Here is a 22,335-nt window from a genome sequence, read left to right on the forward strand (position 1 = left end):
CACAAAAAAAGCCACCCGAGGGTGGCTCTTTTCGTGACGCGCTGCAAGCGTCAGACAGCAAGAAAAGTGACGCTGCAGCGCTGGCTCGGACTCAGTAGGCCTTGCCGGTCTTGTAGTAGTTCTCGAAGCAGAAGTTGGTGGCGTCGATATAGCCTTCGGCGCCGCCGCAGTCGAAACGCTTGCCCTTGAACTTGTAGGCAATGACACAACCGTTCTGTGCCTGCTTCATCAGGGCGTCGGTGATCTGGATCTCCCCGCCTTTGCCCGGCTCGGTGTTGGCGATGATATCGAAGATGTCCGGGGTCAGGATGTAGCGGCCAATGATCGCCAGGTTCGACGGCGCATCTTCAGGCTTGGGCTTCTCGACCATGTTGGTCACGCGGAAGATGTCATCGCGGATCATGTCGCCAGCAATCACGCCGTACTTGTTGGTTTCCTGCGGATCGACTTCCTGGATGGCAACGATCGAGCAGCGGAACTGATTGAACAGCTTGACCATCTGGGTCAGTACACCGTCACCTTCAGGGTTGACGCACAGGTCATCCGCCAGCACCACGGCGAACGGCTCGTCACCGATCAGGGGGCGACCGGTGAGGATGGCGTGGCCCAGGCCCTTCATTTCAGTCTGGCGGGTGTAGGAGAACGAGCACTCGTCGAGCAGGCGACGGATACCGACCAGGTATTTTTCCTTGTCGGTGCCCTTGATCTGATTTTCCAGCTCATAGCTGATGTCGAAATGGTCTTCCAGCGCGCGCTTGCCGCGCCCGGTGACAATGGAGATCTCGTTCAGACCGGCGTCCAAGGCCTCTTCAACGCCATACTGGATCAGTGGCTTGTTCACCACCGGCAGCATTTCCTTGGGCATGGCTTTGGTAGCGGGCAGGAAGCGGGTGCCGTAACCGGCTGCCGGGAACAAGCATTTTTTGATCATATACATCCTTAAACAAGGGCTGGGCCTGTGGTATTCGGCGCAGTCTAATCAGGCGGCAGTCACCTTACAATGCCCCACCTGCGGCCGACCGATGCCATGATAGAGATAACCCAGTGTAGATAGTTCCGATGGATCGTAAATATTACGCCCGTCGAACAGCACCGGCTTACGCATCAGGCCCCTGATCCGACGAAAATCCGGCTGGCGGAACTGCTTCCATTCGGTCACCAGTACCAGTGCATCCGCGCCCTCCACACAGGCATAGGGATCATCCCCCAACTGCAATTGACCACTGGCCAGCGCCTGCGGATAAGCCGCCGCGGCCCCCTCCAGCGCCGCCGGGTCACAGGCCCGCACCCGTGCCCCTGCCGCCAGCAGGGCGTCGAGCAGCACCAGGCTGGGTGCCTCGCGCAGGTCGTCGGTGCCAGGCTTGAACGCCAGGCCCCACAACGCCACATTGCACCCGCGCATGCTCCCCCCGAAATGCTGCTGCAGTGCCTGGAACAACACGGTCTTCTGCTGCGCGTTGCGCGCCTGGACCGCGCGCAGGATCGCCGGCTGGTAGCCATGCTGCTCGGCTGTGTGGATCAGCGCACGCACGTCCTTTGGAAAGCATGAGCCGCCGTAGCCGCAGCCTGCGTAGATGAAATCGCTGCCGATGCGCCGGTCGCTGCCGATCCCGCGACGCACCTGTTCGATATCCACGTCCAGCTCGGCGCACAGGCCGGCCAGTTCGTTGACGAAGGAAATCTTGGTGGCAAGGAAGGCATTGGCGGCATACTTGCTGAATTCGGCGGCGCGCGGGCTCATGACCAGCACGCGCTCCCGGTTACGTACAAAGGGCGCATACAGGCGCTGCAAGCATTGAGTGGCGGCGTCACTGTCGGTGCCGATGATGATACGCTGAGGGCGCACGAAGTCCTCGACGGCGCTGCCCTCCTTGAGAAACTCCGGATTGCTCGCCACCGACACCGTGAAACTGGCCCCGCGTGCGCGCAAGCCGCTGTTGACCTGCCGGGCAACCCGCTCGGCCGTGCCCACCGGCACGGTCGACTTGTTCACCACCAGGCATGGGCGCAGCAAGTGCCGCCCGAGACTGTCGGCCACCGCCAGCACATGCTGCAGGTCCGCCGAGCCGTCTTCATGGCTGGGCGTGCCCACGGCGATGAACGCCACATCAACCCGCGCCAACGCGTGATCCCAGTGCTCGGTGAAACTCAGCAGGCCACTGTGCAGCCCCTCCTGCACGAGCGCAGCGAGCCCGGGCTCGTAGATCGGACACTGCCCCTGACGCAACCGGGCCAGGCGCGAACGGTCATGCTCCAGACAGACCACGCGATTGCCCATTTGCGCGAAACAGGCCGCCGTGACCAGCCCCACATACCCCGCCCCGATCACACAGAGTTCCATGGCCGCACTCCTTCAGGAAGATACGACATTGCAACCTGCAGGCGATTGCAGGGCCGTGACAGCGACACGGCGGGAATATGACAGGTGCCCGGTATTCAGCCGCCCGTGCCCTGCCCGATCAATACACCCTCGACCTTTTGCCCATACAAGTTGACGCCATCGTTGGCATGGAACTTCACCCGCGTCTTCTCGATGGAGCCCTCTACCAGGCGCGGATCCTGCGGGCGTTCGTGGCGGTTGATCCATGCCGCGACATCCCATGCCTGCTGGTCACTCAGGCTGCCTGGCTTGCCCAGCGGCATGTTGTGCTTGATGAAGGACGCGGCGGTGTTGATCCGGTGCATCCCGGCCCCCCAGTTATAGGCATCGCGCCCCCACAACGGCGGCATGACGTATTCACCTGCAACTTTCTGCCCCTCGCCCTTGCCACCGTGGCAGATCGCACATTGCTCGCTGTACACCTGTTCGCCACGCTTGAAGTCGTAGCCGTCCTTGGGTTGCGGCACCTCAGGATAGCCGCGACCGGGCGTCTCCACGCCTGTGCGAGTGCCGGTCGCCAGCCAGTAGGCATAGACGCTGAGCGCGGTCATCTGCGGGCTGTCGGCCGCCGGGGGCTTGCCGTTCATGCTGAACTGGAAACAGCCCTGGATACGTTCGGCGTAAGTGTTGACCTTGTCGTTTTTCTTGCGATAGGCGGGATACATCGGGTAGGCGCCCCACAGCGGCGCGGAGTGGGCCATGCGGCCTTGGTCGAGATGGCAGTTGCTGCAGTTCATGCCATTGCCGACAGCCTCAGGCATCAAGCGGCGAGTATCAACGAACAGCGCATGCCCCTGGCGGACCATCTGGCCGAACGCGTTGTCCGGCAACTCGCTTTCTGCAGGAGGCACGAATACCGGAGTGGCCTGACTGCCGGGCACCTTGAGCTGCGACTGGTCTTGCATGGCGATCTGCGCCGCCTGGGCGACGCCTGCGCCGAGCCACAATGCTGCGATCAAGATTTTTTTCATGGTGCGACCTCCTGGCGGGCAGCGTGGGCGAAGTAGTCGGCGATTGCCGTCACCTCGGCATCGGTCATGGCCTTGGCCACACCGACCATCAGTTGGTTAGGGTCGTTACGCCTGCTACCGTCGCGCCAGGCATTGAGCTGCGCAACCAGGTAAGCCGCCGGCTGTCCGGCCAGTGGCGGAAAGTGCTCGCCAACCCCCGCACCACCTGGGCCATGGCACTGCACACACCCGGGAATCTGCCGGCTCCAGTCGCCGTACAAGGCCAGGCGTTCGGTCGGATCGCTGGCTATTTGCTGACGGCGCGAACCCGTAACCGGGTCGGAAGGCTGCTCGGCCAGCCAAGCGCTGACCGAGCGGATCTCCTCGTCGCTCAGCGCCTTGGCAAGCGGCTCCATGACCGGCTGCTTGCGGCTGCCCGAGCGAAAGTCCTCGAGTTGCTTACTCAGGTATCCGGCAGACAAGCCGGACAGGCGGGGAAAACCGGCGGCGGCGATACCCTTGCCGTCCGGGCCATGGCAACCGAGACAGGCCATGGCGGCGGGATTCTGCCCGCCCTGGGTGAAGATTTTCTGGCCATCGACGGCATGCGCCGCGGGCCAGGCCAGGATCAGCAGACTGCCGATCATGACGCGACTCATCGGGTTCATCAGGGACACTCCATTTCCTTGTTATAAGCTTAGTCTTAAAAGACATAAGGAAATGGATACTAGTCCGGATAACTAAAGCGGAACAATGTCCCTACAAGTCATAAGGTATTGATCGGGCGTCTAACGACGTATTGCTTGCGCTGGATCAAGAACCGGAGATGCACTGGGTCGCTGCGGAGCGCACATCACCCAGACGCAGAGGGAAGTTGTTCAAGCGTTCATGCAGCTTGATGGCACTGCCACTGCCACGCTTGTCGACATCGACAAGCGCTGCCGGGCCGACACCGGCACTGAGCTTCTGCGGCACGATCAGGCGCAGGCCATCGCCACGCGCCTCTTCCACCAGCGGATCACGGCTGTCGCCCAGCTTCTGCTTGACACAATCGGCATACTCACGCGGCGTCTTGCCGGAGATCACATCCAGCGTCTCTCGCGACTGCTCCAGCTCCGAGACGCTGACGCAACCACCCAGTACCAGCGTCGCCGCCGCCATCACCCACTTCATCCGTTGCACCTCTGCCAATCAAAGAAATCGTTCGACAACGTCCGGGCAATTTTGCTCCCTGCTTTGGCAGATTTCTCCCTGGCCCGGCCGTGCAGCCCGCCAGTGTACCCTGACATCGTGGTATCTTGGGCATTTGCAGAATCCCAACCTCGCGGAGCCCCACATGAAATTCGTCCACCAGCGCGAGCACCTCAACGAGGATGACATCGTCGTTATCGAGTGCTCCCAGCGCTGCAACATCCGCCTGATGAACGACGCCAACTTCCGCAGCTTCAAGAACGGCGGTCGCCACACTTACCACGGCGGCCTGTTCGAACGCTTCCCGGCGAAAATCACCGTCCCCAGCACCGGTTTCTGGAACATCACGCTCGATACCGTGACCGCCCGCCCGATCTCGGTGACGCGCAAGCCGACCTTCACCCACAAGATCAAGATCATCCGTCGCTCGTCGTCAAAACTCGGATAAGCCCTGCCATGACCCAGAACCTCAAATACGTGATCAAGTACAAGCTCGACGGCCAGCGCCGCTGGGACTTTGCCGTGATGCCCGATGCCTCTCAGGAACAAGCCCTGGAAGCGTTGCGCAAGATCCACGGCGAAGACGCCGAGAAAATCAGCGACATTCAAGTCAGCAAGGCGTTGTAATCCAACAGCCACAGCGCTCAGGGCGTGCCCGCCGCCGCCCTGGGTGCCTGCACCGCCGATACAGGCCTGGCGTCCCGATAGCACCCTGCCATGATTTCACCTCTTCCCGGCGAACGGTTTATCGCTATATATTTCGCAATATAACGATAACCCTCCGAGGAGCCCGTTTCATGCGTATTCGCCTGTCTCACCTGGCCGCCAGCGCCCTGGCCAGCCTGATTTCCCTCAATAGCGCCTGGGCCGATGAAGTTCAGGTGGCCGTGGCAGCCAACTTTACCGCGCCGATCCAGGCGATCGCCAAGGACTTCGAGAAAGACACCGGACACAAGCTGGTCGCAGCCTTTGGCGCCACCGGACAGTTCTATGCGCAGATCAAGAACGGCGCGCCGTTCGAAGTGTTCCTCGCCGCCGACGACAGCACCCCTGCCAAACTTGAGCAGGAAAAGGAAATCGTCGAAGGCTCGCGCTTCACCTACGCCATCGGCACCCTCGCCCTGTGGTCCGCCAAGCCCGGTTATATCGACGACAAGGGTGAGGTGTTGAAGAAGAACGACTTCCAGCACCTGTCCATCGCCAACCCCAAGGCCGCGCCCTACGGCCTGGCCGCTACCCAGGTGCTGGACAAACTCAAGCTGACCGAAGCCACCAAGGGCAAGATCGTCGAAGGGCAGAACATCACTCAGGCCTTCCAGTTCGTCTCCACCGGCAACGCCGAACTGGGCTTCGTCGCCCTGTCGCAGATCTACAAGGATGGCAAGGTCGAAAACGGTTCGGCGTGGATCGTCCCGTCCACCCTGCACGACCCGATTCGCCAGGACGCGGTGATTCTCAACAAAGGCAAGGATAATCCGGCGGCCAAGGCCTTGGTCGAGTACCTCAAGGGCCCGAAAGCCGCTGCGGTGATCAAGTCCTACGGCTATGAAATCTGATGCCACTCGACGCCAGTGACCTGGGGGCGATCTGGCTGACCGTCAAACTGGCCAGCCTGACCACACTGATCCTGCTGGTGGTGGGCACGCCCATCGCCTGGTGGCTGGCACGCACCCGCTCATGGCTGCGCGGGCCCGTCGGGGCAATCGTGGCACTGCCCCTGGTGCTGCCACCGACCGTGATCGGTTTCTACCTGCTGATCGCGCTCGGCCCCCACGGCTGGCTTGGTCAGGCCACCCAGGCGCTGGGGCTAGGCACCGTGGTGTTCAGCTTTACCGGGCTGGTGATCGGCTCGGTGGTGTACTCCATGCCGTTCGTCGTCCAGCCCCTGCAGAACGCCTTCAGCGCCATCGGCCAGCGCCCGCTGGAAGTGGCCGCAACGCTGCGGGCCAGCCCTTGGGACACCTTCATCCACGTGGTGCTGCCGCTGGCCAGGCCGGGCTTCATCACTGCCAGCATCCTCGGCTTTGCCCATACCGTCGGCGAGTTCGGTGTGGTACTGATGATCGGTGGCAACATCCCCGACAAGACCCGCGTGGTTTCGGTGCAGATCTTCGATCACGTCGAAGCCATGGCCTATTCGCAAGCGCACTGGCTGGCCGGTGCGATGCTGGTGTTCTCCTTCCTGGTGCTGCTGATGCTCTATGCCGGCCGCCGTGGCAAGGCTGGCTGGAGCTGAGATGAGTTCACGCATGCACGCACGCCTGAAACTGGCGCGCGACGACTTCACCCTGGATGTCGACCTCGACCTGCCGGGCCGCGGGATCAGCGCCCTGTTCGGCCATTCAGGCTCAGGCAAGACTTCCTGCCTGCGCTGCCTGGCCGGCCTGGAACGCGCCAGCGAAGCCTACATCGAGATCAACGGCGAGGTGTGGGAAGACAGTCGCCACGGCACTTTCCTCGCCCCGCATCGACGCCCGGTGGGCTATGTGTTCCAGGAGGCCAGCCTGTTTGCGCACCTCTCGGTGCGCGGCAATCTGGAATTCGGCTGGCGGCGGGTCTCGGCCAGCGAACGCAAGGTCGGACTGGACCAAGCCTGCCAGTTGCTGGGGATCGGGCACTTGCTCGAACGCAAGCCCATCACCCTCTCCGGCGGCGAAGCGCAGCGTGTCGGCATCGCTCGCGCCCTGCTCAGCAGCCCCCGGCTGCTGCTGATGGATGAGCCCCTGGCCGCCCTGGACGGCCCGCGCAAGCGCGAGATCCTGCCCTACCTCGAACGCCTGCACGACGAGCTCGACATCCCTGTGGTGTATGTCAGCCACTCCCAGGACGAGGTCGCACGCCTGGCCGATCATCTGGTACTGCTGGAGCAGGGCAAGGTCATGGCCAGCGGCCCGATCGGCCAGACGCTCGCGCGCCTCGATCTCTCGCTGGCGCAGAGCGAGGAAGCGGGTGTGGTGCTCGAAGGTGTGGTGATCGGCCACCAACCCGACTATGGACTGTTCGACCTGCGCTTGCCGGGCAGCGACGGTGCGCTGCTGCGCATCGCCCATCCCGACCTGCATGTCGGCAGCACCCTGCGCCTCAAGGTACACGCCCGCGATGTCAGCCTGACCCTCGCCCACGACGGCACCTCGAGCATCCTCAACCGTTTGCCGGTGACCGTGCGTGAATGTCGCCCGGCCGACAACCCGGCGCACGTGCTGGTCAGCCTCGACGCTGCCGGCAGCGCCTTGCTCGCGCGCATCACCCGGTACTCGGCAGACCAACTCGGGCTGCAGCCGGGCCAGATGCTGTGGGCGCAGATCAAGTCGGTGGCGCTGTTGGCCTGAGCAACTCAGGCACTATCGTTGTCCACAGATGACAACTGGTCGATGGACTGCGCCATGCCCGAGATCACCCTGCCCCGCACCCTGCACTATGTCGACGACACCCAGCCAGGCCTGAGCCGACGCCTTTGGCGTGGGCGCTTCATCTACCTCAGCCCTGATGGCGAGCGGGTGCGCGACACGGATACGCTGGCGCGTATCGCGGCGCTGGTCATTCCGCCCGCCTATACCGATGTGTGGATCTGCCTCGACCCACAAGGCCACCTGCAAGCCACCGGTCGCGATGCCCGTGGGCGCAAGCAGTACCGCTACCACAGCGAGTGGCGCATGCTACGCGACGAGCACAAGTACGGGCGCATGCTGGCCTTCGCGCAAGCGTTGCCAGGGCTGCGCCGGCATCTCGACCAGCACCTGGCACGCCCCGGAATGGACCGGGAAAAGGTCATGGCACTGGTGGTCAGTCTGCTCGACAACACGCTGATCCGCATCGGCAATCGTCAATACCTGCGCGACAACCAGTCCTACGGACTGACCACCCTGCGCAACCGACATGTCGAGGTCAGGGGCAGCACCATTCGCTTCCAGTTTCGCGGCAAGCGCGGCGTCGAGCACAGCATCACCGTGCGCGACCGGCGCCTGGCGCAACTGCTCAAGCGCTGCATGGAGCTGCCTGGCCAGGAACTCTTCCAGTACCTGGACGAGGACGGCCAGCGCCATCGCATCGGCTCCAGTGACATCAACCTGTTCCTCCAACAACTGACCGGTGCCGACTTCACCGCCAAGGACTACCGCACCTGGGGCGGCAGCGCCCTGGCCCTGAGCCTGCTGCGTCCGCTGGCCTGGCAGCCTGAGGCCGAGGCCAAGCGCCAGGTCGCGGCCATCGTCCGCGAGGTTGCAACGCGCCTGGGCAACACGCCGGCGGTGTGCCGACGCTGCTACATCCATCCAGCGCTGCTCGAGCACTTCCACCTGGGCCGCCTTGCCGAACTTCCGCGAGTGCGGGCACGCAAAGGCCTGGAGCAGGAAGAGGTGGCCCTGTTGCGTTTTCTGCAGGCACTCGAAGCGCTGTGAAGTTTCATTGACCAGAGCTATTTACAACATAAAGCAGAGAAATTTCCCATATTCGCTCCGGCCCCCTATCCTTGCCACCGAGCACCTTCGCCGATTGATCTGACCCGGTTGATGTCGGCACCTGCAACTGAAGACCGCCAACAGATTTTGTTCGCTCAGGAATTAATATCTTCCGAAAGCGTCTTTAATGAGAAGGAAGAGGGACAGGCTCCCACCGCTGCGGCACATAGCCCCACGGATTTCTACATCACCAAGGAGAACTACATGCTGATACTCACCCGCAAGGTTGGCGAAAGCATCGTCATCAACGATGACATCAAAGTCACCATTCTGGGCGTCAAGGGGATGCAAGTGAGGATCGGCATCGATGCGCCCAAGGATGTCCAGGTCCATCGTGAAGAGATTTTCAAGCGCATCCAGGCCGGCAACCCCGCTCCGGAGAAAGCCGACGACCAATACTGACCACCCTTCGCCTCAAGCCGCACGGACGCGCTTGATCGCACGGCACGTCCCCGCGGGATTCCGCCTGCGGCTCAGGGACTCAACAGTTCGCGGACCTTGGCGATCATGCGGTCCATGTCGAACGGTTTGTCGAACACCGCGCTGAACAGTTCCGTTAGCCTGTGCCCCTCGTAGGCCTGCGCGCCGCTCATGAGAATGACCGGCAGATCGGGCAGCTGCAGCTCATTGCGGATCGCCCTGGCCAGCTCCTCGCCATTGAGCACCGGCATCATGTAGTCGGTGATCACCAGGTCAACCCGCTTCTCTCTCAGGGCCTCCAGCGCCTTGCGCCCATTGCTGGCCTTTTCTACCAGAAAACCCTCATCCTCCAGGGCGAATCCGAGGATGTCGGCGATCAGGTATTCATCATCGACGATCAGGATGCTGTTCATTGCCAGGTACCGTCAGCGGTCCCCCTGGGGTACGGCCGTGCCCGACAGCACACCGCTGGCCCCCGCGAATGCGTTGCGCAGGGTAATGCCATCGGCGCCGATAGCCAGCTCGTGGAGTGCCGGATCATAGTGGCTGTCACGGACCTTGAGAATCGACAACACACGCCGCAGCTGCGACTCCAGTTCGACGAAACGCATCAGGAACAGGTTGTCGACGATGCTCGACAGGTCCGGTGCCGGTGACGTGATTTCCGAGCCGAACAGGTCGCGCATCTCCCAGGTCAGCATCACACTGACACCCCGTGCGCGCAGCTCGCCGGTCAGGGCTCGGAAGAAACCGTTGAGCCGCGCCTGATCGAAAGCGAGTCGAGCGAAGGCGCCCAGGCTGTCGATCACCACACGCCTCGCCCCCAACGCCTGTACCTGCGCGAGCAAGCGTGCGCCAACCTGATCGAGCAAGCCCTCGGTGGTCGGTTGCCAACTGAGCTGCAAGGCACCCTGGCGTTCCATTTCGGCAAAGTCGTAGCCCAGCGAGGCAGCCTTCAACCTCAGGCGGGCAGGCGGCTCGTAGAAACCAAAATGCAGCGCCGGCGCCTCAGGCGTGGCCGCTGCAAGAAAGCCGAGCCCAAGGGATGACTTGCCCGCTCCCGACGGCCCCATGAGCAGGCTCACCGACCCTTCGGCCAGACCACCATTGAGCATCCCGTCCAACGCTTTTACACCCGTGGTGATACGCACCAAGGTGTCAGAACCCAGGTTGCTCGGGTGGCTGTACAACGCCTCCAGGCGCGGATAGACCTGCAGCCCTGCCTCGTTGATCAGGCATTCATGAACCCCCGACAGTGCACCGCTGCCTCGGGTTTTGCGCAACTGTATATGACGCACTGCGCGGCTGCCCTCGAGCTGTTCACCCAACTCGATGACGCCATCGACCATGGTGTGCTCCGGGCTGCCCTCATCGAGGCGAGCGCTGGTCAACAGCAACACCGTGCAGCCGGCAAATGCCGCGTGCCCTTGCAGTTCGGCGACGAATTTCTTGGTATCGAGACTGGTTTCGGCCCGCGCCCGAGCATTGAGCAGGCCATCGACGATCAACAAGCTGGCCTGCTGCCTGGCGATCTCCTGGCGCAACAGACGCACCACCGCTTCCAGCCCTTCGTCCTGCAACGTATCGAAGGCACTGACGAACTGAATCTGGTCGCCCACCAGCGTCTGATCGAAGAACTCCAGGGTCGAGAGGTACTTGAACAGGCGCTCATGGGACTCGCTGAGCAAAGTCGCGACCAACACCCGCCCGCCGTCACGCACATGGCCGCAGGCCAACTGGTTGGCGAGGATGGTCTTGCCCGCCCCGGGCGGCCCCTGGACGATGTATGAAGACCCGGCTACCAGGCCGCCTTTGAGCAGCGCATCCAGGCCCTCGATACCGGTCGCCAGTCGCTTGAGTGTTTCTACCATGACGTACTGTCCACCTCGTGTCTCAGGGTTCGGGCACTTTCGATGAAACCGGCAGGTAAAGGCTCATGCGCGTGCCCTCACCGACCGAACTTGCTACGCAGATCGCACCATTGCTCTGCTTGGCAAAACCATAGACCTGACTCAACCCCAGCCCGGTTCCCTTACCAAAAGCCTTGGTGGTGAAAAAAGGCTCGAAGATTCGCGGCAGCACCTGCGCATCGATCCCGTGGCCGCTGTCCTGCACATCGAAACGCAGGAAGCGCCCGTGCAGCGCCTCTACCTCACCCGCCAGTTCAACAACTGTCACGTCCAGGCCGATCGTCCCCTTGCCGCTGATGGCATCACGGGCATTGAACAGCAGGTTGAGCAAGACCATCTGCAGCTGCCCCGCATCCACCTCGATCGTCGGCACCTCTGGCGCCACCTGCGCGATGAGGTCGATGCCGTCAGGCAAGGCGTGCTCCACCAGGCTGCGGGTGGACGCAACCAACTCGTCAGGGGAGATGGTGCTGACGTTCAGTTGCCGGTGGCGAGCGAAGCTGAGCAACTGGCCTGTCAATTGCGAGCCACGCTGCCCAGCCTCGAGGATGTGTTCGAGCAGGCGCTCTATCCGCTGCGGATCGCCACTGGCACGCGCCAGGCGCGCCGAGCTGAGGATGATGGTCAGCAGGTTGTTGAAGTCATGGGCCAGGCCACCAGTCAATTGCCCCAAGGCCTCGAGCTTCTGCGCCTGGAAGAGCTGCGCTCGCATCGTGTCGAGCTGCAACGCCGATTCACGTCGATCCGTGATATCGCGCGTCACCTTGGCCAGGCCGATGATCTCGCCATGCTCATCGCGCACCACATCCAGCGCCGCCAGAGCCCAGAACTGCGTACCGTCCTTGCGCACTCGCCAACCTTCGTCCTGCGCCACGCCCTGCTCCAGCGCCTGGCGCAGCAGGCGTGCCGGGCGACCGTCGGCGCAATCCTGTGGCGTGAAGAACAACGAGAAATGCCGACCGATCACCTCGTCGGCACAATAGCCCTTGATCCGCTCGGCCCCTGGGTTCCAGGACACGACGTGACCGGTCGGATCGAGCATGTAGATGGCGTAATCCACCACCGCCTGCACCAGCTGTTCGTAGCGATTGGCAGTCATGAGCGGCGGGGCAGGACGATCGGTCGAAACCATGCGGGCTCCACGAGCACGACAAGAGGAACTGTAGAAGAGCTTAGTGCACGGCATCAGTGTCCGATATATGGCGCAATGACAGCAAGCCGGGGATTACCCTATAGTACCCCAGCCCCCCACCTGTCATGGAACCTATATGGCAATCAATTTCCGTCTGCTGGGCCTGCAGGACGACCTGCGCCACACCGCCCGGCAGATCGACCATCTGTGCCAGGCACTCGATGGCCACACCCGTTTTCTACGCCACTCGGTGCATCAGGACGATGCCACCGCCATGGGCGAACAGGTGCAGGACCTTCGCCACAGCGCTGATGACATGCGCGAAATCGCCCAGCTGATCCGCCCCTGAACGGGCAGCGCGGTTGACTCACCTATAACGATGGGTTATAAAGCGCGCTTGATTGTATGGCCCTTCAGTATTGAAGCGTGCCGGTCCCGGTGACCCGGTCAAGTGTGCGAGTGTGGTGGAATTGGTATACACAGCAGACTTAAAATCTGTCGGCGCAAGCCTTGTGGGTTCGAGTCCCACCACTCGCACCATATTCCTCGTCAAAGGCGCCTGAACAGGCGCCTTTTTCGTTCGTGCAGCAAAGGCTTGCGCACCTGCTAGAGTGGATTCTGACACTGTCCACCGGAGCATAGACATGCGCTACACCCTCTTCGACGGTCAACGCGATGCCATCATCCTTCTGGCGCGCATCCTCTTGATGATCCTCTTCGTCCTCTCTGGCTGGAGCAAACTCACCGGCTTCGAAGGCACCGTGGGCTATCTCGGATCCCTGGGCGCCCCAGCCCCGACGGTCGCGGCGGCGGTCGCAGTGATCATGGAGTTCTTCGTAGCCATCCTCCTGATACTCGGTTTCTACACCCGACCACTGGCTTTGCTGTTCGCCCTGTTCGTGCTCGGCACGGCGCTGATTGGCCACCCGTTCTGGAACATGGTCGAGCCTGCGCGCGCAGCCAACATGACCCAGTTCTTCAAGAACATGAGCATCATCGGCGGGCTGCTGCTATTGGCTGTGACAGGCGCCGGACGCTTCTCGCTGGACCGGCGCTGACTCAGTCGTCAGGGTGGTCATGCCAGGCGGGATGGTCTTGCTCGTCATCGTCGAGATCATCCTGTAGCGCCTCGTCTTCCTCGATCTCATCCTCGGCGCCCTGGGCATCGGCCTCAGGGTCGAAGTCCTCGTAGAGAAATTCGTGATCGAGCAAGTGATCGTGCTCAGGCTCAGGCAGGTCGTCTTCTTCGTGCATCGCGCAGCTCCGTGTTGGGGGGCCTGTATAGGCTTATCGGAAGTCGCGGTCAATCATTGAACCGGGTTAACGCTCGCTTAACTGCGCAAGCCGTAATCTTGCGCTGCTCCCTTCAGAACGTCTTGCCCGCCGCCATGGCGGGCTTTTTTTTGCCGCTCATGGATCAGCTGAAACTTGCGCCGCTCCTCCAGGTTCGCACTAGGTGTAGGACCTGTCTTTTTTGCAAGGAGAACAGCAATGGCCGTGAACATGGAAAACCTCATCATCACCACGCCCGTGCCCAAGTCACCCAGCAATCCGGTGGCGCTGGAACTGACCGGGGCCCAGGCCCTGGCCACCCTCACCCAGGTAATTGCCCGCCTCAGCGACGGCTCGATCCGCATGAGCGCTCCGACCCGCGGCGCTTCGAGCAAGAGCACCCACCGCACCCGCTGCGAGTGGAAGGAAGCACGCTATTGGTCCCTGACCAGCGCTACCCGCCACAGCAATCATCAGCGCATGACCCTGGAAAAGGTCAATTCGGCGCAAAAAGTGGTGATTTCGCAGATGCACGTCAAGGACGACGACAGCCCTGTGATCAAGGTGTTCTGGAACAAGGGCAAGATCACCCTGGGGTTTCGCCAGGACTTCAACCAGCTCACGCCGCTGAGTAGCAACGTACTGACCGACGTGCCGCTGAACACCCCGTTCGAGATCAGCATCGACGTCACCAGCGCCGGTGCGGCAACGGTCAGCGCCACCTGCAACGGCCGTACGGGCAGCACTGGCGTCCTGCAGATGGCCCAGAGCTGGAACGTCCGCGCCTTCAATTTCCATGGCGGCGTGTATAACCAGGTGGACTACAGCGACTCCACCGCCGCCGAAGACGGCTCGGTGTGCGTGATCAGCCGACTCGAACTCAGCCACATCTAGAAACAGTCTGTCGACATGCCTTTCACGAAATGCTGACATTCACAGGGGCATAGTGACCTGGCTTCGATACGTTCTTGAACCCGCCCAAATGGCGGGTTTTTCTTTTTCTGCGTCATGCCGCCAACTGCTTCAGGCTAACCTTCCCCGACGAAAAGCGCATGGCTGGCACGTTGCCCATGGGAGCAACGCTGCTGTGGGCAGGCTGTGCCGTAATTGATTCGCCCAGCGTCCCATTGCAAGTGAGTACTTGCACAAGAACGGAAGCGACAGACATGCACGCACGGACAGCCATCGGCATCGCCCTCCTGACCGCCGTCAGCCATACGATCGAAGCCAATGAAAACGCCAACCCTTTCGAAGCGGCGCTCATGATCACCACGCTGGCACCGACCATCGTGTTGGCCGGCACCACGGCGCTCACCTCGAACACCACTGATTCGCTGAAGTCGGCCAAGGACGATGCGCTCGCCTTCATCGGCTCGGACGGCGCCATCCGTGGAGTGCGCTTCGAGCAGGCGCGCCGGGATTACCGCGCCAGCACCGCCCCTCCTTTCATGAGCGACCGGCAACTGGCGCTGGCAATCGTGGCTATCTATTGAACAGCGCCACTCAGCGCAGGGGGATGTAGATATCCGTCTGCCATTGCTCGAGCGGCGTCTGCGGATACACGCTCAGATACTCGAAGTACAGCGGATGGTCGCGCAGTTCCTCACCACTGCCCGGCAACCAGTCGCGATAGACCGGATAGATAGTCTCACCAATGGCATGCGGCGAGCCGACATGACGCACCACCGCACAACGCCCGGCAGGGATGATGAGCTCTCGCACCGCTTCGTCACCAGGCACCAGCGGCTGATTGATCTCGCCACAGATGGCAAAGCGAAAATCCTGCGCTGGTGTGGTGTCGGGGTTGCCGTATGGGATGCCGAATGTGCGGCTGCTCTCCACCGGCGACTGGCCGGTGTGCTTGCGCCAATCGATGAAGCGCCCGACCGTCTGGTCCAGCAATGCCGGTGCACCATGGTGCTCCAGCGCTACAACCTTGACCTCGACAAAGTCCACGATCCGAACTTGCATGACGATACTCCTGGAAAAATGAGGAATGGCAAATACCGCATTCCACAGCTGCCAACTCGGCGCCTGGCGAAAAGTGCTCGGCGACATGCCGAAGGCCCGGCGAAACGCACGGCTGAACGCCTCGGGGCTCTCGAAGCCAGCGTCCAACGCAGCGTCCAGTACCGAATGGCTGTCATCCCCCGCCAGTCGTTGCCCAGCCCGATGCAGTCGCATCAGCTGCACGTATCGCGCGACGGGCACGCCGACGTACGCAGTGAACTGCCGATGGAAGTGAAAGGTCGAGAAGTTCGCGACCTCGCTCAGGGTGTTCACCGACAGGTCACCTTCTAGATTGGCCTGGATATGGGTGAGCACCGCTTCGAAGCGCTTGGCGTAGATCGCGTTGGGAGGCGTGCAGGACATCGGTGGCAAGGCCCAGTGGTTGCGGTGAGGCAAGGATCGTCGATGCTCGGAGAGCGTACCTAGCCGGGTTTGCTCAATGCATCCGGCGATGAGCATCCAACCACGCCGGGCATGGCTAGCAATGCGAGCAGTATTTCATGTATCCCCCTTTGAGAGAGCGCTGTGGGGGCGTAGTGTCGCCAGATGCAAAAAGCCCAGCGCGGAGCTGGGCTTCGTGGTTAACCTCAAGGGTCATGCCCTGGCTGCAATCTTCCTGGGCGCACCCTCCATCGCAATCCTCCTGGCGCGTCCCACACCCCATGCAAGAGCGCGGGTCATCGACTCTCCAGGACGTTCATCGTAGGCCTCTTCAAGAAGCCTGGCGCCTGAAGACGAATAAACGCCGATGAACAGTTGCGTGCCCCCTATTCGAGACAGCCTCGCCTGAACATCGATCACGGTTCCGTCATCCAGCGCCTCTACGTGATCGCGGTGATGCAGGGTCGGGTCGGCCCAGCCCCAAAACACCTCTCCTCTGATAATCATGCCGGCCTCCTTCGACATACGCGTTAATGTAGGTGACGTACCCACATTAGCGCTGCCTCCGGCGACATTCATAAAATTGGCGTCAAAATCCGTCGCAGTCTGACAGGCGGCCCTGAATCTTGTACGCCAGCGAAGACCATGTATAAGAAACAGGTTTCTAGCCCACAAATAAACTCCCGAAGGTCCGACGTCGTGGAACACAGTTCATCCTAACGCCAGGTGGACGCGTCTACAGGCTGAGCCTCACGGCAGACTGCCCCTGAGCCAAGGCGAGTGGGTACAAATTGGAACTTGCTGTGGATTCAAGCATTCTCAACATCGTACTCACGCACCTCGGCGATAACCCATGAGCAAGCCCGTTTTCCCCCAGCCCTTTCTAGCGATTGGCTGCTCCCAATGTCGCGACCTTGCGAGCCTGGGTTTCGACATCACGATGGCCTTCCAGCCCATCATTCACGTTCCTTCAGGTAGGCCGTATGGCTATGAGGCATTGGTTCGCGGTCTAAGCGGTGAAAGCGCTGCGCAAATCCTGGCCAAGGTGTCGCCCGATAATCTGTACCGTTTCGATCAGGCCTGTCGAGTGAAGGCCATCGAGCAAGCGGCGGCACTAGGATTGGGACGGCATGCGGACTGTAAATTGAGCATCAACTTTCTGCCCAACGCCGTCTACCGTGCCAGCACCTGTATCCGAGCTACCCTGGAAGCCACCCGGACATTCGACTTCCCTGCCAATCAGCTCATGTTCGAAGTGACCGAGGGTGAGCGGATCGACGATACCGAGCACTTGAAAGCAATCTTCAAGGAATACGGCCGACAGGGCTTCACCACTGCGATAGATGACTTCGGCTCGGGTTACTCAGGCTTGAACCTCCTCGCAGAATTTCAGCCAGACGTACTGAAGCTGGATATGGCACTCACGCGGAGAATCAGCCAGGATCCGGTTCGGCAAGCCATCGTCGCGGGTATCGTTCTGGTAGCCGAACGACTGGGCATTACGCTGATCGCCGAGGGGATTGAGACAGATGCAGAGTGCCAAGCATTGGCAGCATTGGGGATTGATTTGATGCAAGGATTTCTGTTCGCTCGACCCCAGGTAAATGCATTGCCATTGGTCGAACGACTTTCTTAGTTTGACCTGCTTGTAGCAGAAGGCATTCAGCGCAGCCCAACCCCGAGCCTTCGAGGCTCGAGGGTTGGTAATGCCATCTAGCGGACCTGAGAGAGCGGGATGCGAGAGCTAACGGCCTTCACCTGAATGCGGCTCGGCCGAAAGCAGCAGCCTGAAAGCTGTGCGTGTCAATCATGCTCAGCCATTCTGACTCTGCACGTACTGTTCGACCATTACCTTTCCTTCGATAACTGCTTCAAACGGGGAGGAGAATGGCCGATTCACACGCATCGTGCGCGCCGTAGCGCCTGGTCTCCCTACTTCAACCAGCATCCCGGTGGGAAAATCAAGGCTAGCCTCCCACAGCACGTAGATAGATGCCTGGTACCCAAGGTAGGTGTGCTCGTACAGGTTATGGCTTATGGACTGAAGGCTCATCATTCTCTCCAATTGTGCGCCTCAAATGCGCCTCCGATGGAGATACGACTGATGTCTTTTCAAGAGCGTTCCGTTTTCCAGCATCCTTATCTGGAAGTACGTTAAGGCCTGCGTCCAGAGGGTTTAACTTCAAGGCCGGTAGGCGCATGCGGAGAGCTCTCGGTGATCCAGTCCAGGGCGCACTGCCGCCCCCACGCCGTGGCAGCAGTCATGGCCTGACGCAATCTCCTCGCTCACAAACTTTTTCAATTGCCGCGATATGGCCTTCTGTTGCGGATCCGGTGTAGCGCATGCCCCATGCCTTTTGTTTCGGAACTCTTGGCTTTTCGGACCCATAAAGAAAAACCCCGCAGACGTTAATCTGCGGGGTTTTCGAAGAGTGGAGGCCGAGGTCGGAATCGAACCGGCGTAGACGGATTTGCAATCCGGAGCATAACCACTTTGCTACTCGGCCTCAAAGTTCGGAGTCAGCTTTCGCTATCTCCTTGAAACCGCTCAACTTTTTCAAGTGAGCTGCGTTTCGATGGACGCCATTATGTCGGCATTCCCCTCGCCTTGCAACCCCCCTGAAGAAAAAAATCTTCAAGGGGTTCAAGGTGTTAGCGCAAGCGGCCAAGCCTGCTCCAAAGCCCTACCAAGGTGTTCTCCACGGCACCGCTGGCGGCCACGCAAATGCGCTCCTGCAGGGATTTACGCTCGGCATAGCGGACGTGAAACAGGTTGGCGTCGTGGGCGCGGTCGCTGAGGTATTCGTCGCTGGTGCGCAACTCGTCCACCAGCTTGCGGTTGAGTGCGGCAATGCCCAGCCACACTTCACCGGTGGCGACCTCATCGATGTGCAACTGCGGGCGGTAGCGGGCGACGAAGTCCTTGAACAGCTGGTGGGTGATGTCCAGGTCTTCCTGGAATTTCTCCCGGCCCTTCTCGGTGTTCTCGCCAAACACGGTGACGGTGCGCTTGTATTCGCCGGCCGTGAAGACCTCGAAGTCGACGTCGTGCTTTTTCAGCAGGCGATTGACGTTGGGCAACTGCGCGACGACGCCGATCGAGCCAAGTACAGCGAACGGCGCACTGACGATCTTCTCGCCGATACAGGCCATCATGTAGCCGCCGCTGGCTGCGACCTTGTCGATGCACACGGTCAGCGGAATACCGGCCTGGCGGATACGCGCCAGCTGCGAGGCAGCCAGGCCGTAGCTGTGCACCAGTCCGCCACCGCTCTCGAGGCGCAGCACCACTTCGTCACGTGGGGTGGCGAGGGTGAGCAGCGCAGTGATTTCGTTGCGCAGGCTCTCGGTGGCGGAGGCCTTGATGTCGCCGTCGAAGTCCAGCACGAAGACCCGGCCCTTTTCCTCGGGCTTGGCCTTGCCTTTCTTCTTCTGTTTTTCCGTCTTGGCCTGCTGCTTGCGCAGGGCCTTGAGCTCGGCCTTGTCGAGCAGGCCAGCTTCCAGGCGCTCGCGCAGCTCCTTGTAGAAGGTGTTGAGGCGAGTGACCTGCAATTGCCCGCCGGGCTTGCGTCGACCCTTGCCACGCAGGTTGGCGATACCCGAAAGGATGACCAGGATGGCGATCACCACAGTGGCGGTTTTGGCGAGAAAGCTTGCGTATTCGGCAAGAAACTCCACATTGACTCCTTAATGAACCTGCGCCTGCACGACGCGAAACTGATGCAAGCATACCGGTGCGCCTGGGCTGCCGCCAGCATGGGAAAATGCTGGCAACACAGTTCAAACAACCTTTTCAAACGCTTGTATGTTTTTTCATTGACAGCCTCTCTGGCGCATCCTAACCTCGCAGCAACCTCCATCCCGGCCGGACATTCCAGTGGGCAACATCTACCTGATCCGACATGGCCAAGCCTCCTTCGGCGCCGACGACTACGATGTCCTGTCGCCGCTGGGTGTGCGCCAGAGTCAGGCGTTGGGTGAGCACCTGGCTCAACTGGACCTGCACCTGGATCGCTGCCTGGCCGGTGACCTGCGGCGCCAGCAGGACACCGCGCGGCTGACGCTCGATGCAATGGCCGCTACCGGCTGCGCGATCCCGGCCATAGAGACCGATGCAGCCTTCAATGAGTTCGATGCCGACGGCGTGATCCGCGCCCTGCTCCCTGCCCTGCTGCCAGACGAGCCCGAGGCGCTGCACGTGCTGCGCAATGCTGCGCAGAATCGCAGCGAGTTCCAGCGTCTGTTCGCGCTGATGGTGCAGCGCTGGCATGACGGCGAGCACGAGGCTCACGATGGCCTGGAGACCTGGGCCGCGTTCACAGCGCGCGTTGGTGCCGGCCTGCAACGCGTCCTGGCACAAGCCTCAAGCCGTGACAACATTGCCATCTTCACCTCCGGTGGCAGCATCGCCGCCCTGCTCCACCTGGTCACCGGAATCACCCCAGCCCAGGCGTTCGCGCTGAACTGGCAGATCATCAACACGTCGCTCAGCCACCTGAAGTTCCGTGGCCGCGATGTGGCATTGACCTCCTTCAACAGCCAGGCCCACGTGCAGCTGTTGCGGATGCCGGAGCTTCTCACCTATCGATGAGCCCGGCCTGTTGTGCCCCGTGCACGCGACTTTCACCCAACAAGGAATACACCATGAGCGACGTAGCTAAAGCAGTCGAAGCGATGAAAGCCAAGTTCAACCCTGCCGCCGCCGCCGGCCTGGACCTGGTGTTCGGCTTCAACATCACCGACGAAGACAAGCACTACGCCCTGCTCGTCAAGGACGGCACCTGCGAGATCCAGGAAGGCGAGAACCCTGACGCCAACTGCACCCTGGTTCTGGACAGCGAAACCCTCAAAGGCATCGTCAGTGGCGAGACCGATGGCATGCAGGCCTTCATGGGCGGCAAGCTGCGCGTCGAAGGCGACATGATGCTGTCGATGAAGCTGAGCGAGCTGTTCCCGTCCTGAGTGATGCGAACACGCGCATGAAGAAAACCGAGGCCTGACCGGCTTCGGTTTTTTTTTGCCCGCAGCCTGCATGCATCACTCATCAGGGGCAGTGATCGACCGGCAACACCCGCGTCGATATGACGTTTGGCACGCTTGTCCCAACCCAGGTTGGCCATTAGATTAGCCAATGATCCTTGCGACCGAGAATAAGGAATACGCATGACGCTCACCGACCAGTCCACCCAGGTCCGCCCCGGCGAAGAACTCGATGCAGCCATCATCGATCCTTACCTCAAGGCGCATATCCCGGGCCTCGCAGGCACCCCGAGCATCAGCCAGTTCCCCGGCGGCGCCTCCAACCTCACGTACCTGATCGCCTACCCCGAGCGCGAATTCGTGCTGCGTCGCCCGCCCTTCGGGCACAAGGCCAAGTCGGCCCATGACATGGGCCGCGAGTTTCGCATCCTCAACCAGCTCAACGACGGCTTCCCGTTCTGCCCCAAGGCCTATGTGCACTGCACCGACGAATCGCTGATCGGCGGCGAGTTCTACGTGATGGAGCGAGTCGAGGGTGTCATCCTGCGCTCGGACCTGCCGCCGGAGCTGAACCTCGACGCCAGCCGCACCGAGGCGCTGTGCAAGAGCTTCATCGACCGTCTGGTGGAACTGCACCAGGTCGACTACAACGCCTGCGGCCTGGCTGACCTGGGCAAGCCCGAAGGCTATGTGCAGCGTCAGATCGAAGGTTGGTCGAGCCGCTACGAAAAAGCCCTGACCCCGGATGCGCCGCGCTGGGAAGAGGTGATCGCCTGGCTGCGCGAGAAGATGCCCGCCGACCACGCGCGCCCTGGCATCGTGCACAACGACTACCGCTTCGACAACGTCATCCTCGATGCCAGCAACCCCATGCGCATCATCGGCGTACTGGACTGGGAGATGGCGACCATCGGTGACCCGCTGATGGACCTGGGCAACAGCCTGGCCTATTGGATCGAGGCCAACGACCCGGCACCGGTACAACTGATGCGCCGCCAGCCGAGCAACGCCCCCGGCATGCTGACCCGCCGCCAGTTCGTCGACTATTACGCCGAGCGCGCCGGCATTCGCATCGACAACTTCGACTTCTATTACTGCTACGGCCTGTTCCGCCTGGCCGGGATCGTCCAGCAGATCTACTACCGCTTCTTCCACGGCCAGACCCAGGACAAACGCTTCGCCCAGTTCATCCACATGAACAGGCTGCTGGAGCAGATGAGCCTGCAACTGATCGGCAAATCCACCCTGTAAC

General features: G+C 61.4%; 28 protein-coding genes and 2 tRNA genes. 16 read left to right on the forward strand and 14 right to left on the reverse strand.

Translation table 11 applies throughout. The annotated features are described in order from the left end of the window. Window positions 1–91: 91 nt before the first annotated feature. The 5 genes from galU to APH44_RS07615 all read right to left on the reverse strand — a co-directional run bounded on the left by galU (window position 92) and on the right by APH44_RS07615 (window position 4,503). On the reverse strand, window positions 92–931 hold the full coding sequence (gene galU, locus APH44_RS07595; RefSeq protein WP_054892082.1) for a UTP--glucose-1-phosphate uridylyltransferase GalU: 840 nt from the start codon (window positions 929–931) through the stop codon (window positions 92–94). A 48-nt stretch (window positions 932–979) separates the two neighbouring features. After that, complete coding sequence (locus APH44_RS07600) at window positions 980–2,341, reverse strand: UDP-glucose/GDP-mannose dehydrogenase family protein (RefSeq protein ID WP_054892083.1); 1,362 nt, start codon at window positions 2,339–2,341, stop codon at window positions 980–982. A 95-nt stretch (window positions 2,342–2,436) separates the two neighbouring features. After that, complete coding sequence (locus APH44_RS07605; protein WP_054892084.1) at window positions 2,437–3,351, reverse strand: c-type cytochrome; 915 nt, start codon at window positions 3,349–3,351, stop codon at window positions 2,437–2,439. Then, window positions 3,348–3,998: a cytochrome c gene (locus APH44_RS07610; RefSeq protein WP_054892085.1), complete on the reverse strand. Its 651-nt coding sequence runs from the start codon at window positions 3,996–3,998 to the stop codon at window positions 3,348–3,350. Before APH44_RS07610 ends, APH44_RS07605 begins: the two co-directional genes overlap by 4 nt. A gap of 145 nt (window positions 3,999–4,143) precedes the next feature. Further along, on the reverse strand, window positions 4,144–4,503 hold the full coding sequence (locus APH44_RS07615) for a hypothetical protein (protein WP_054892086.1): 360 nt from the start codon (window positions 4,501–4,503) through the stop codon (window positions 4,144–4,146). Window positions 4,504–4,666: 163 nt separating this feature from the next. Here APH44_RS07615 and APH44_RS07620 point away from each other — a divergent pair, with 163 nt between their 5' ends. The 7 genes from APH44_RS07620 (at window position 4,667) to csrA (ending at window position 9,380) form a co-directional block, all read left to right on the forward strand. Beyond that, window positions 4,667–4,969, forward strand: a complete 303-nt coding sequence (locus APH44_RS07620; protein WP_054892087.1) for a DUF1883 domain-containing protein — start codon at window positions 4,667–4,669, stop codon at window positions 4,967–4,969. Between the two features lie 8 nt (window positions 4,970–4,977). Beyond that, window positions 4,978–5,148: a hypothetical protein gene (locus tag APH44_RS30035; RefSeq protein WP_172964765.1), complete on the forward strand. Its 171-nt coding sequence runs from the start codon at window positions 4,978–4,980 to the stop codon at window positions 5,146–5,148. 170 nt (window positions 5,149–5,318) lie between these two features. Continuing rightward, on the forward strand, window positions 5,319–6,077 hold the full coding sequence (modA, locus tag APH44_RS07625; RefSeq protein ID WP_054892088.1) for a molybdate ABC transporter substrate-binding protein: 759 nt from the start codon (window positions 5,319–5,321) through the stop codon (window positions 6,075–6,077). Continuing rightward, complete coding sequence (gene modB, locus APH44_RS07630; protein ID WP_054892089.1) at window positions 6,077–6,757, forward strand: molybdate ABC transporter permease subunit; 681 nt, start codon at window positions 6,077–6,079, stop codon at window positions 6,755–6,757. The genes modA and modB overlap by 1 nt, the downstream gene beginning before the upstream one ends. A gap of 1 nt (window position 6,758) precedes the next feature. Continuing rightward, on the forward strand, window positions 6,759–7,850 hold the full coding sequence (modC, locus tag APH44_RS07635) for a molybdenum ABC transporter ATP-binding protein (RefSeq protein ID WP_054892090.1): 1,092 nt from the start codon (window positions 6,759–6,761) through the stop codon (window positions 7,848–7,850). 54 nt (window positions 7,851–7,904) lie between these two features. Then, the gene (locus APH44_RS07640; protein ID WP_054892091.1) at window positions 7,905–8,918 is read left to right on the forward strand and encodes a DNA topoisomerase IB; all 1,014 of its coding nucleotides are present in this window, start codon (window positions 7,905–7,907) and stop codon (window positions 8,916–8,918) included. 264 nt (window positions 8,919–9,182) lie between these two features. Next, window positions 9,183–9,380, forward strand: coding sequence for a carbon storage regulator CsrA (gene csrA / locus APH44_RS07645; protein ID WP_054892092.1), 198 nt, complete (start codon window positions 9,183–9,185; stop codon window positions 9,378–9,380). A gap of 71 nt (window positions 9,381–9,451) precedes the next feature. Here csrA and APH44_RS07650 read toward each other — a convergent pair whose 3' ends face one another. Genes APH44_RS07650 through APH44_RS07660 form a run of 3 tightly spaced genes read right to left on the reverse strand, consistent with a single transcriptional unit; the run spans window position 9,452 to window position 12,440 of the window. Beyond that, complete coding sequence (locus APH44_RS07650) at window positions 9,452–9,811, reverse strand: response regulator (protein ID WP_054892093.1); 360 nt, start codon at window positions 9,809–9,811, stop codon at window positions 9,452–9,454. A gap of 12 nt (window positions 9,812–9,823) precedes the next feature. After that, window positions 9,824–11,269, reverse strand: coding sequence for an ATPase domain-containing protein (locus tag APH44_RS07655; RefSeq protein WP_054892094.1), 1,446 nt, complete (start codon window positions 11,267–11,269; stop codon window positions 9,824–9,826). 22 nt (window positions 11,270–11,291) lie between these two features. Continuing rightward, window positions 11,292–12,440 (reverse strand): nitrogen regulation protein NR(II), encoded by a 1,149-nt coding sequence (locus tag APH44_RS07660; RefSeq protein WP_054892095.1) that lies wholly within the window; start codon window positions 12,438–12,440, stop codon window positions 11,292–11,294. Window positions 12,441–12,576: 136 nt separating this feature from the next. On the opposite strand from APH44_RS07660, the gene APH44_RS07665 reads away from it, so the two are divergent. From APH44_RS07665 to APH44_RS07675, 3 genes are all read left to right on the forward strand, one after another. After that, a complete protein-coding gene (locus APH44_RS07665) occupies window positions 12,577–12,789 on the forward strand; it encodes a hypothetical protein (protein WP_054892096.1) in 213 nt (70 codons plus the stop codon). A gap of 106 nt (window positions 12,790–12,895) precedes the next feature. Further along, window positions 12,896–12,980, forward strand: a tRNA-Leu gene (locus tag APH44_RS07670). A gap of 104 nt (window positions 12,981–13,084) precedes the next feature. After that, entirely contained in the window at window positions 13,085–13,498 is a 414-nt protein-coding gene (locus APH44_RS07675) for a DoxX family protein (RefSeq protein WP_054892097.1), read from the forward strand. A gap of 1 nt (window position 13,499) precedes the next feature. On the opposite strand, the gene APH44_RS07680 is transcribed toward APH44_RS07675, so the two are convergent. Together APH44_RS07680 and APH44_RS30040 are read right to left on the reverse strand one after the other, a co-directional pair. Next, window positions 13,500–13,694: a hypothetical protein gene (locus tag APH44_RS07680; RefSeq protein ID WP_054892098.1), complete on the reverse strand. Its 195-nt coding sequence runs from the start codon at window positions 13,692–13,694 to the stop codon at window positions 13,500–13,502. Window positions 13,695–13,771: 77 nt separating this feature from the next. After that, window positions 13,772–13,945, reverse strand: a complete 174-nt coding sequence (locus tag APH44_RS30040) for a hypothetical protein (RefSeq protein ID WP_156356670.1) — start codon at window positions 13,943–13,945, stop codon at window positions 13,772–13,774. Here APH44_RS30040 and APH44_RS07685 point away from each other — a divergent pair. Further along, complete coding sequence (locus APH44_RS07685; protein WP_054892099.1) at window positions 13,932–14,606, forward strand: polysaccharide lyase family 7 protein; 675 nt, start codon at window positions 13,932–13,934, stop codon at window positions 14,604–14,606. The genes APH44_RS30040 and APH44_RS07685 overlap by 14 nt on opposite strands. A 272-nt stretch (window positions 14,607–14,878) precedes the next feature. Next, window positions 14,879–15,205, forward strand: coding sequence for a DUF2388 domain-containing protein (locus tag APH44_RS07690; RefSeq protein WP_054892100.1), 327 nt, complete (start codon window positions 14,879–14,881; stop codon window positions 15,203–15,205). Window positions 15,206–15,215: 10 nt separating this feature from the next. Here the strand turns inward: APH44_RS07690 and APH44_RS07695 are convergent, their stop codons facing one another. Together APH44_RS07695 and APH44_RS07700 are read right to left on the reverse strand one after the other, a co-directional pair. After that, window positions 15,216–16,085, reverse strand: coding sequence for a GyrI-like domain-containing protein (locus tag APH44_RS07695; RefSeq protein ID WP_054892101.1), 870 nt, complete (start codon window positions 16,083–16,085; stop codon window positions 15,216–15,218). 231 nt (window positions 16,086–16,316) lie between these two features. Next, entirely contained in the window at window positions 16,317–16,610 is a 294-nt protein-coding gene (locus APH44_RS07700) for a hypothetical protein (RefSeq protein WP_054892102.1), read from the reverse strand. 346 nt (window positions 16,611–16,956) lie between these two features. Here APH44_RS07700 and APH44_RS07705 point away from each other — a divergent pair, with 346 nt between their 5' ends. Beyond that, window positions 16,957–17,739 carry an EAL domain-containing protein gene (locus tag APH44_RS07705; RefSeq protein ID WP_054892103.1) on the forward strand — a complete coding sequence of 261 codons (783 nt, stop codon included), beginning with the start codon at window positions 16,957–16,959 and terminating at the stop codon, window positions 17,737–17,739. A 797-nt stretch (window positions 17,740–18,536) separates the two neighbouring features. Here the strand turns inward: APH44_RS07705 and APH44_RS07715 are convergent. Both APH44_RS07715 and sohB read right to left on the reverse strand, forming a co-directional pair. Then, window positions 18,537–18,610 (reverse strand) — tRNA-Cys (locus tag APH44_RS07715). A gap of 145 nt (window positions 18,611–18,755) precedes the next feature. Continuing rightward, window positions 18,756–19,781: a protease SohB gene (sohB, locus tag APH44_RS07720; protein WP_054892105.1), complete on the reverse strand. Its 1,026-nt coding sequence runs from the start codon at window positions 19,779–19,781 to the stop codon at window positions 18,756–18,758. A gap of 199 nt (window positions 19,782–19,980) precedes the next feature. On the opposite strand from sohB, the gene APH44_RS07725 reads away from it, so the two are divergent. The 3 genes from APH44_RS07725 to APH44_RS07735 all read left to right on the forward strand — a co-directional run bounded on the left by APH44_RS07725 (window position 19,981) and on the right by APH44_RS07735 (window position 22,334). Then, window positions 19,981–20,694, forward strand: coding sequence for a histidine phosphatase family protein (locus APH44_RS07725; RefSeq protein ID WP_054892106.1), 714 nt, complete (start codon window positions 19,981–19,983; stop codon window positions 20,692–20,694). A gap of 53 nt (window positions 20,695–20,747) precedes the next feature. After that, the gene (locus APH44_RS07730) at window positions 20,748–21,065 is read left to right on the forward strand and encodes an SCP2 sterol-binding domain-containing protein (RefSeq protein WP_027920549.1); all 318 of its coding nucleotides are present in this window, start codon (window positions 20,748–20,750) and stop codon (window positions 21,063–21,065) included. A 201-nt stretch (window positions 21,066–21,266) separates the two neighbouring features. After that, window positions 21,267–22,334, forward strand: coding sequence for a phosphotransferase family protein (locus tag APH44_RS07735; protein WP_054892107.1), 1,068 nt, complete (start codon window positions 21,267–21,269; stop codon window positions 22,332–22,334). The last annotated feature ends 1 nt before the right edge of the window (window position 22,335 follow it).

It is taken from the genome of Pseudomonas sp. NBRC 111143, assembly GCF_001320965.1.
GTDB lineage: Bacteria > Pseudomonadota > Gammaproteobacteria > Pseudomonadales > Pseudomonadaceae > Aquipseudomonas > Aquipseudomonas machongensis.

Excerpts from the sequence above, each read along its gene's own strand:
- galU (WP_054892082.1), bottom strand. The coding sequence starts at position 931 with ATGATCAAAAAATGCTTGTTCCCGGCAGCCGGTTACGGCACCCGCTTC.
- APH44_RS07600 (WP_054892083.1), bottom strand. The coding sequence starts at position 2,341 with ATGGAACTCTGTGTGATCGGGGCGGGGTATGTGGGGCTGGTCACGGCG.
- APH44_RS07605 (WP_054892084.1), bottom strand. The coding sequence starts at position 3,351 with ATGAAAAAAATCTTGATCGCAGCATTGTGGCTCGGCGCAGGCGTCGCC.
- APH44_RS07610 (WP_054892085.1), bottom strand. The coding sequence starts at position 3,998 with ATGAACCCGATGAGTCGCGTCATGATCGGCAGTCTGCTGATCCTGGCC.
- APH44_RS07615 (WP_054892086.1), bottom strand. The coding sequence starts at position 4,503 with ATGAAGTGGGTGATGGCGGCGGCGACGCTGGTACTGGGTGGTTGCGTC.
- APH44_RS07620 (WP_054892087.1), top strand. The coding sequence starts at position 4,667 with ATGAAATTCGTCCACCAGCGCGAGCACCTCAACGAGGATGACATCGTC.
- APH44_RS30035 (WP_172964765.1), top strand. The coding sequence starts at position 4,978 with ATGACCCAGAACCTCAAATACGTGATCAAGTACAAGCTCGACGGCCAG.
- modA (WP_054892088.1), top strand. The coding sequence starts at position 5,319 with ATGCGTATTCGCCTGTCTCACCTGGCCGCCAGCGCCCTGGCCAGCCTG.
- modB (WP_054892089.1), top strand. The coding sequence starts at position 6,077 with ATGCCACTCGACGCCAGTGACCTGGGGGCGATCTGGCTGACCGTCAAA.
- modC (WP_054892090.1), top strand. The coding sequence starts at position 6,759 with ATGAGTTCACGCATGCACGCACGCCTGAAACTGGCGCGCGACGACTTC.
- APH44_RS07640 (WP_054892091.1), top strand. The coding sequence starts at position 7,905 with ATGCCCGAGATCACCCTGCCCCGCACCCTGCACTATGTCGACGACACC.
- csrA (WP_054892092.1), top strand. The coding sequence starts at position 9,183 with ATGCTGATACTCACCCGCAAGGTTGGCGAAAGCATCGTCATCAACGAT.
- APH44_RS07650 (WP_054892093.1), bottom strand. The coding sequence starts at position 9,811 with ATGAACAGCATCCTGATCGTCGATGATGAATACCTGATCGCCGACATC.
- APH44_RS07655 (WP_054892094.1), bottom strand. The coding sequence starts at position 11,269 with ATGGTAGAAACACTCAAGCGACTGGCGACCGGTATCGAGGGCCTGGAT.
- APH44_RS07660 (WP_054892095.1), bottom strand. The coding sequence starts at position 12,440 with ATGGTTTCGACCGATCGTCCTGCCCCGCCGCTCATGACTGCCAATCGC.
- APH44_RS07665 (WP_054892096.1), top strand. The coding sequence starts at position 12,577 with ATGGCAATCAATTTCCGTCTGCTGGGCCTGCAGGACGACCTGCGCCAC.
- APH44_RS07675 (WP_054892097.1), top strand. The coding sequence starts at position 13,085 with ATGCGCTACACCCTCTTCGACGGTCAACGCGATGCCATCATCCTTCTG.
- APH44_RS07680 (WP_054892098.1), bottom strand. The coding sequence starts at position 13,694 with ATGCACGAAGAAGACGACCTGCCTGAGCCTGAGCACGATCACTTGCTC.
- APH44_RS07685 (WP_054892099.1), top strand. The coding sequence starts at position 13,932 with ATGGCCGTGAACATGGAAAACCTCATCATCACCACGCCCGTGCCCAAG.
- APH44_RS30040 (WP_156356670.1), bottom strand. The coding sequence starts at position 13,945 with ATGTTCACGGCCATTGCTGTTCTCCTTGCAAAAAAGACAGGTCCTACA.
- APH44_RS07690 (WP_054892100.1), top strand. The coding sequence starts at position 14,879 with ATGCACGCACGGACAGCCATCGGCATCGCCCTCCTGACCGCCGTCAGC.
- APH44_RS07695 (WP_054892101.1), bottom strand. The coding sequence starts at position 16,085 with ATGTCCTGCACGCCTCCCAACGCGATCTACGCCAAGCGCTTCGAAGCG.
- APH44_RS07700 (WP_054892102.1), bottom strand. The coding sequence starts at position 16,610 with ATGATTATCAGAGGAGAGGTGTTTTGGGGCTGGGCCGACCCGACCCTG.
- APH44_RS07705 (WP_054892103.1), top strand. The coding sequence starts at position 16,957 with ATGAGCAAGCCCGTTTTCCCCCAGCCCTTTCTAGCGATTGGCTGCTCC.
- APH44_RS07730 (WP_027920549.1), top strand. The coding sequence starts at position 20,748 with ATGAGCGACGTAGCTAAAGCAGTCGAAGCGATGAAAGCCAAGTTCAAC.
- APH44_RS07735 (WP_054892107.1), top strand. The coding sequence starts at position 21,267 with ATGACGCTCACCGACCAGTCCACCCAGGTCCGCCCCGGCGAAGAACTC.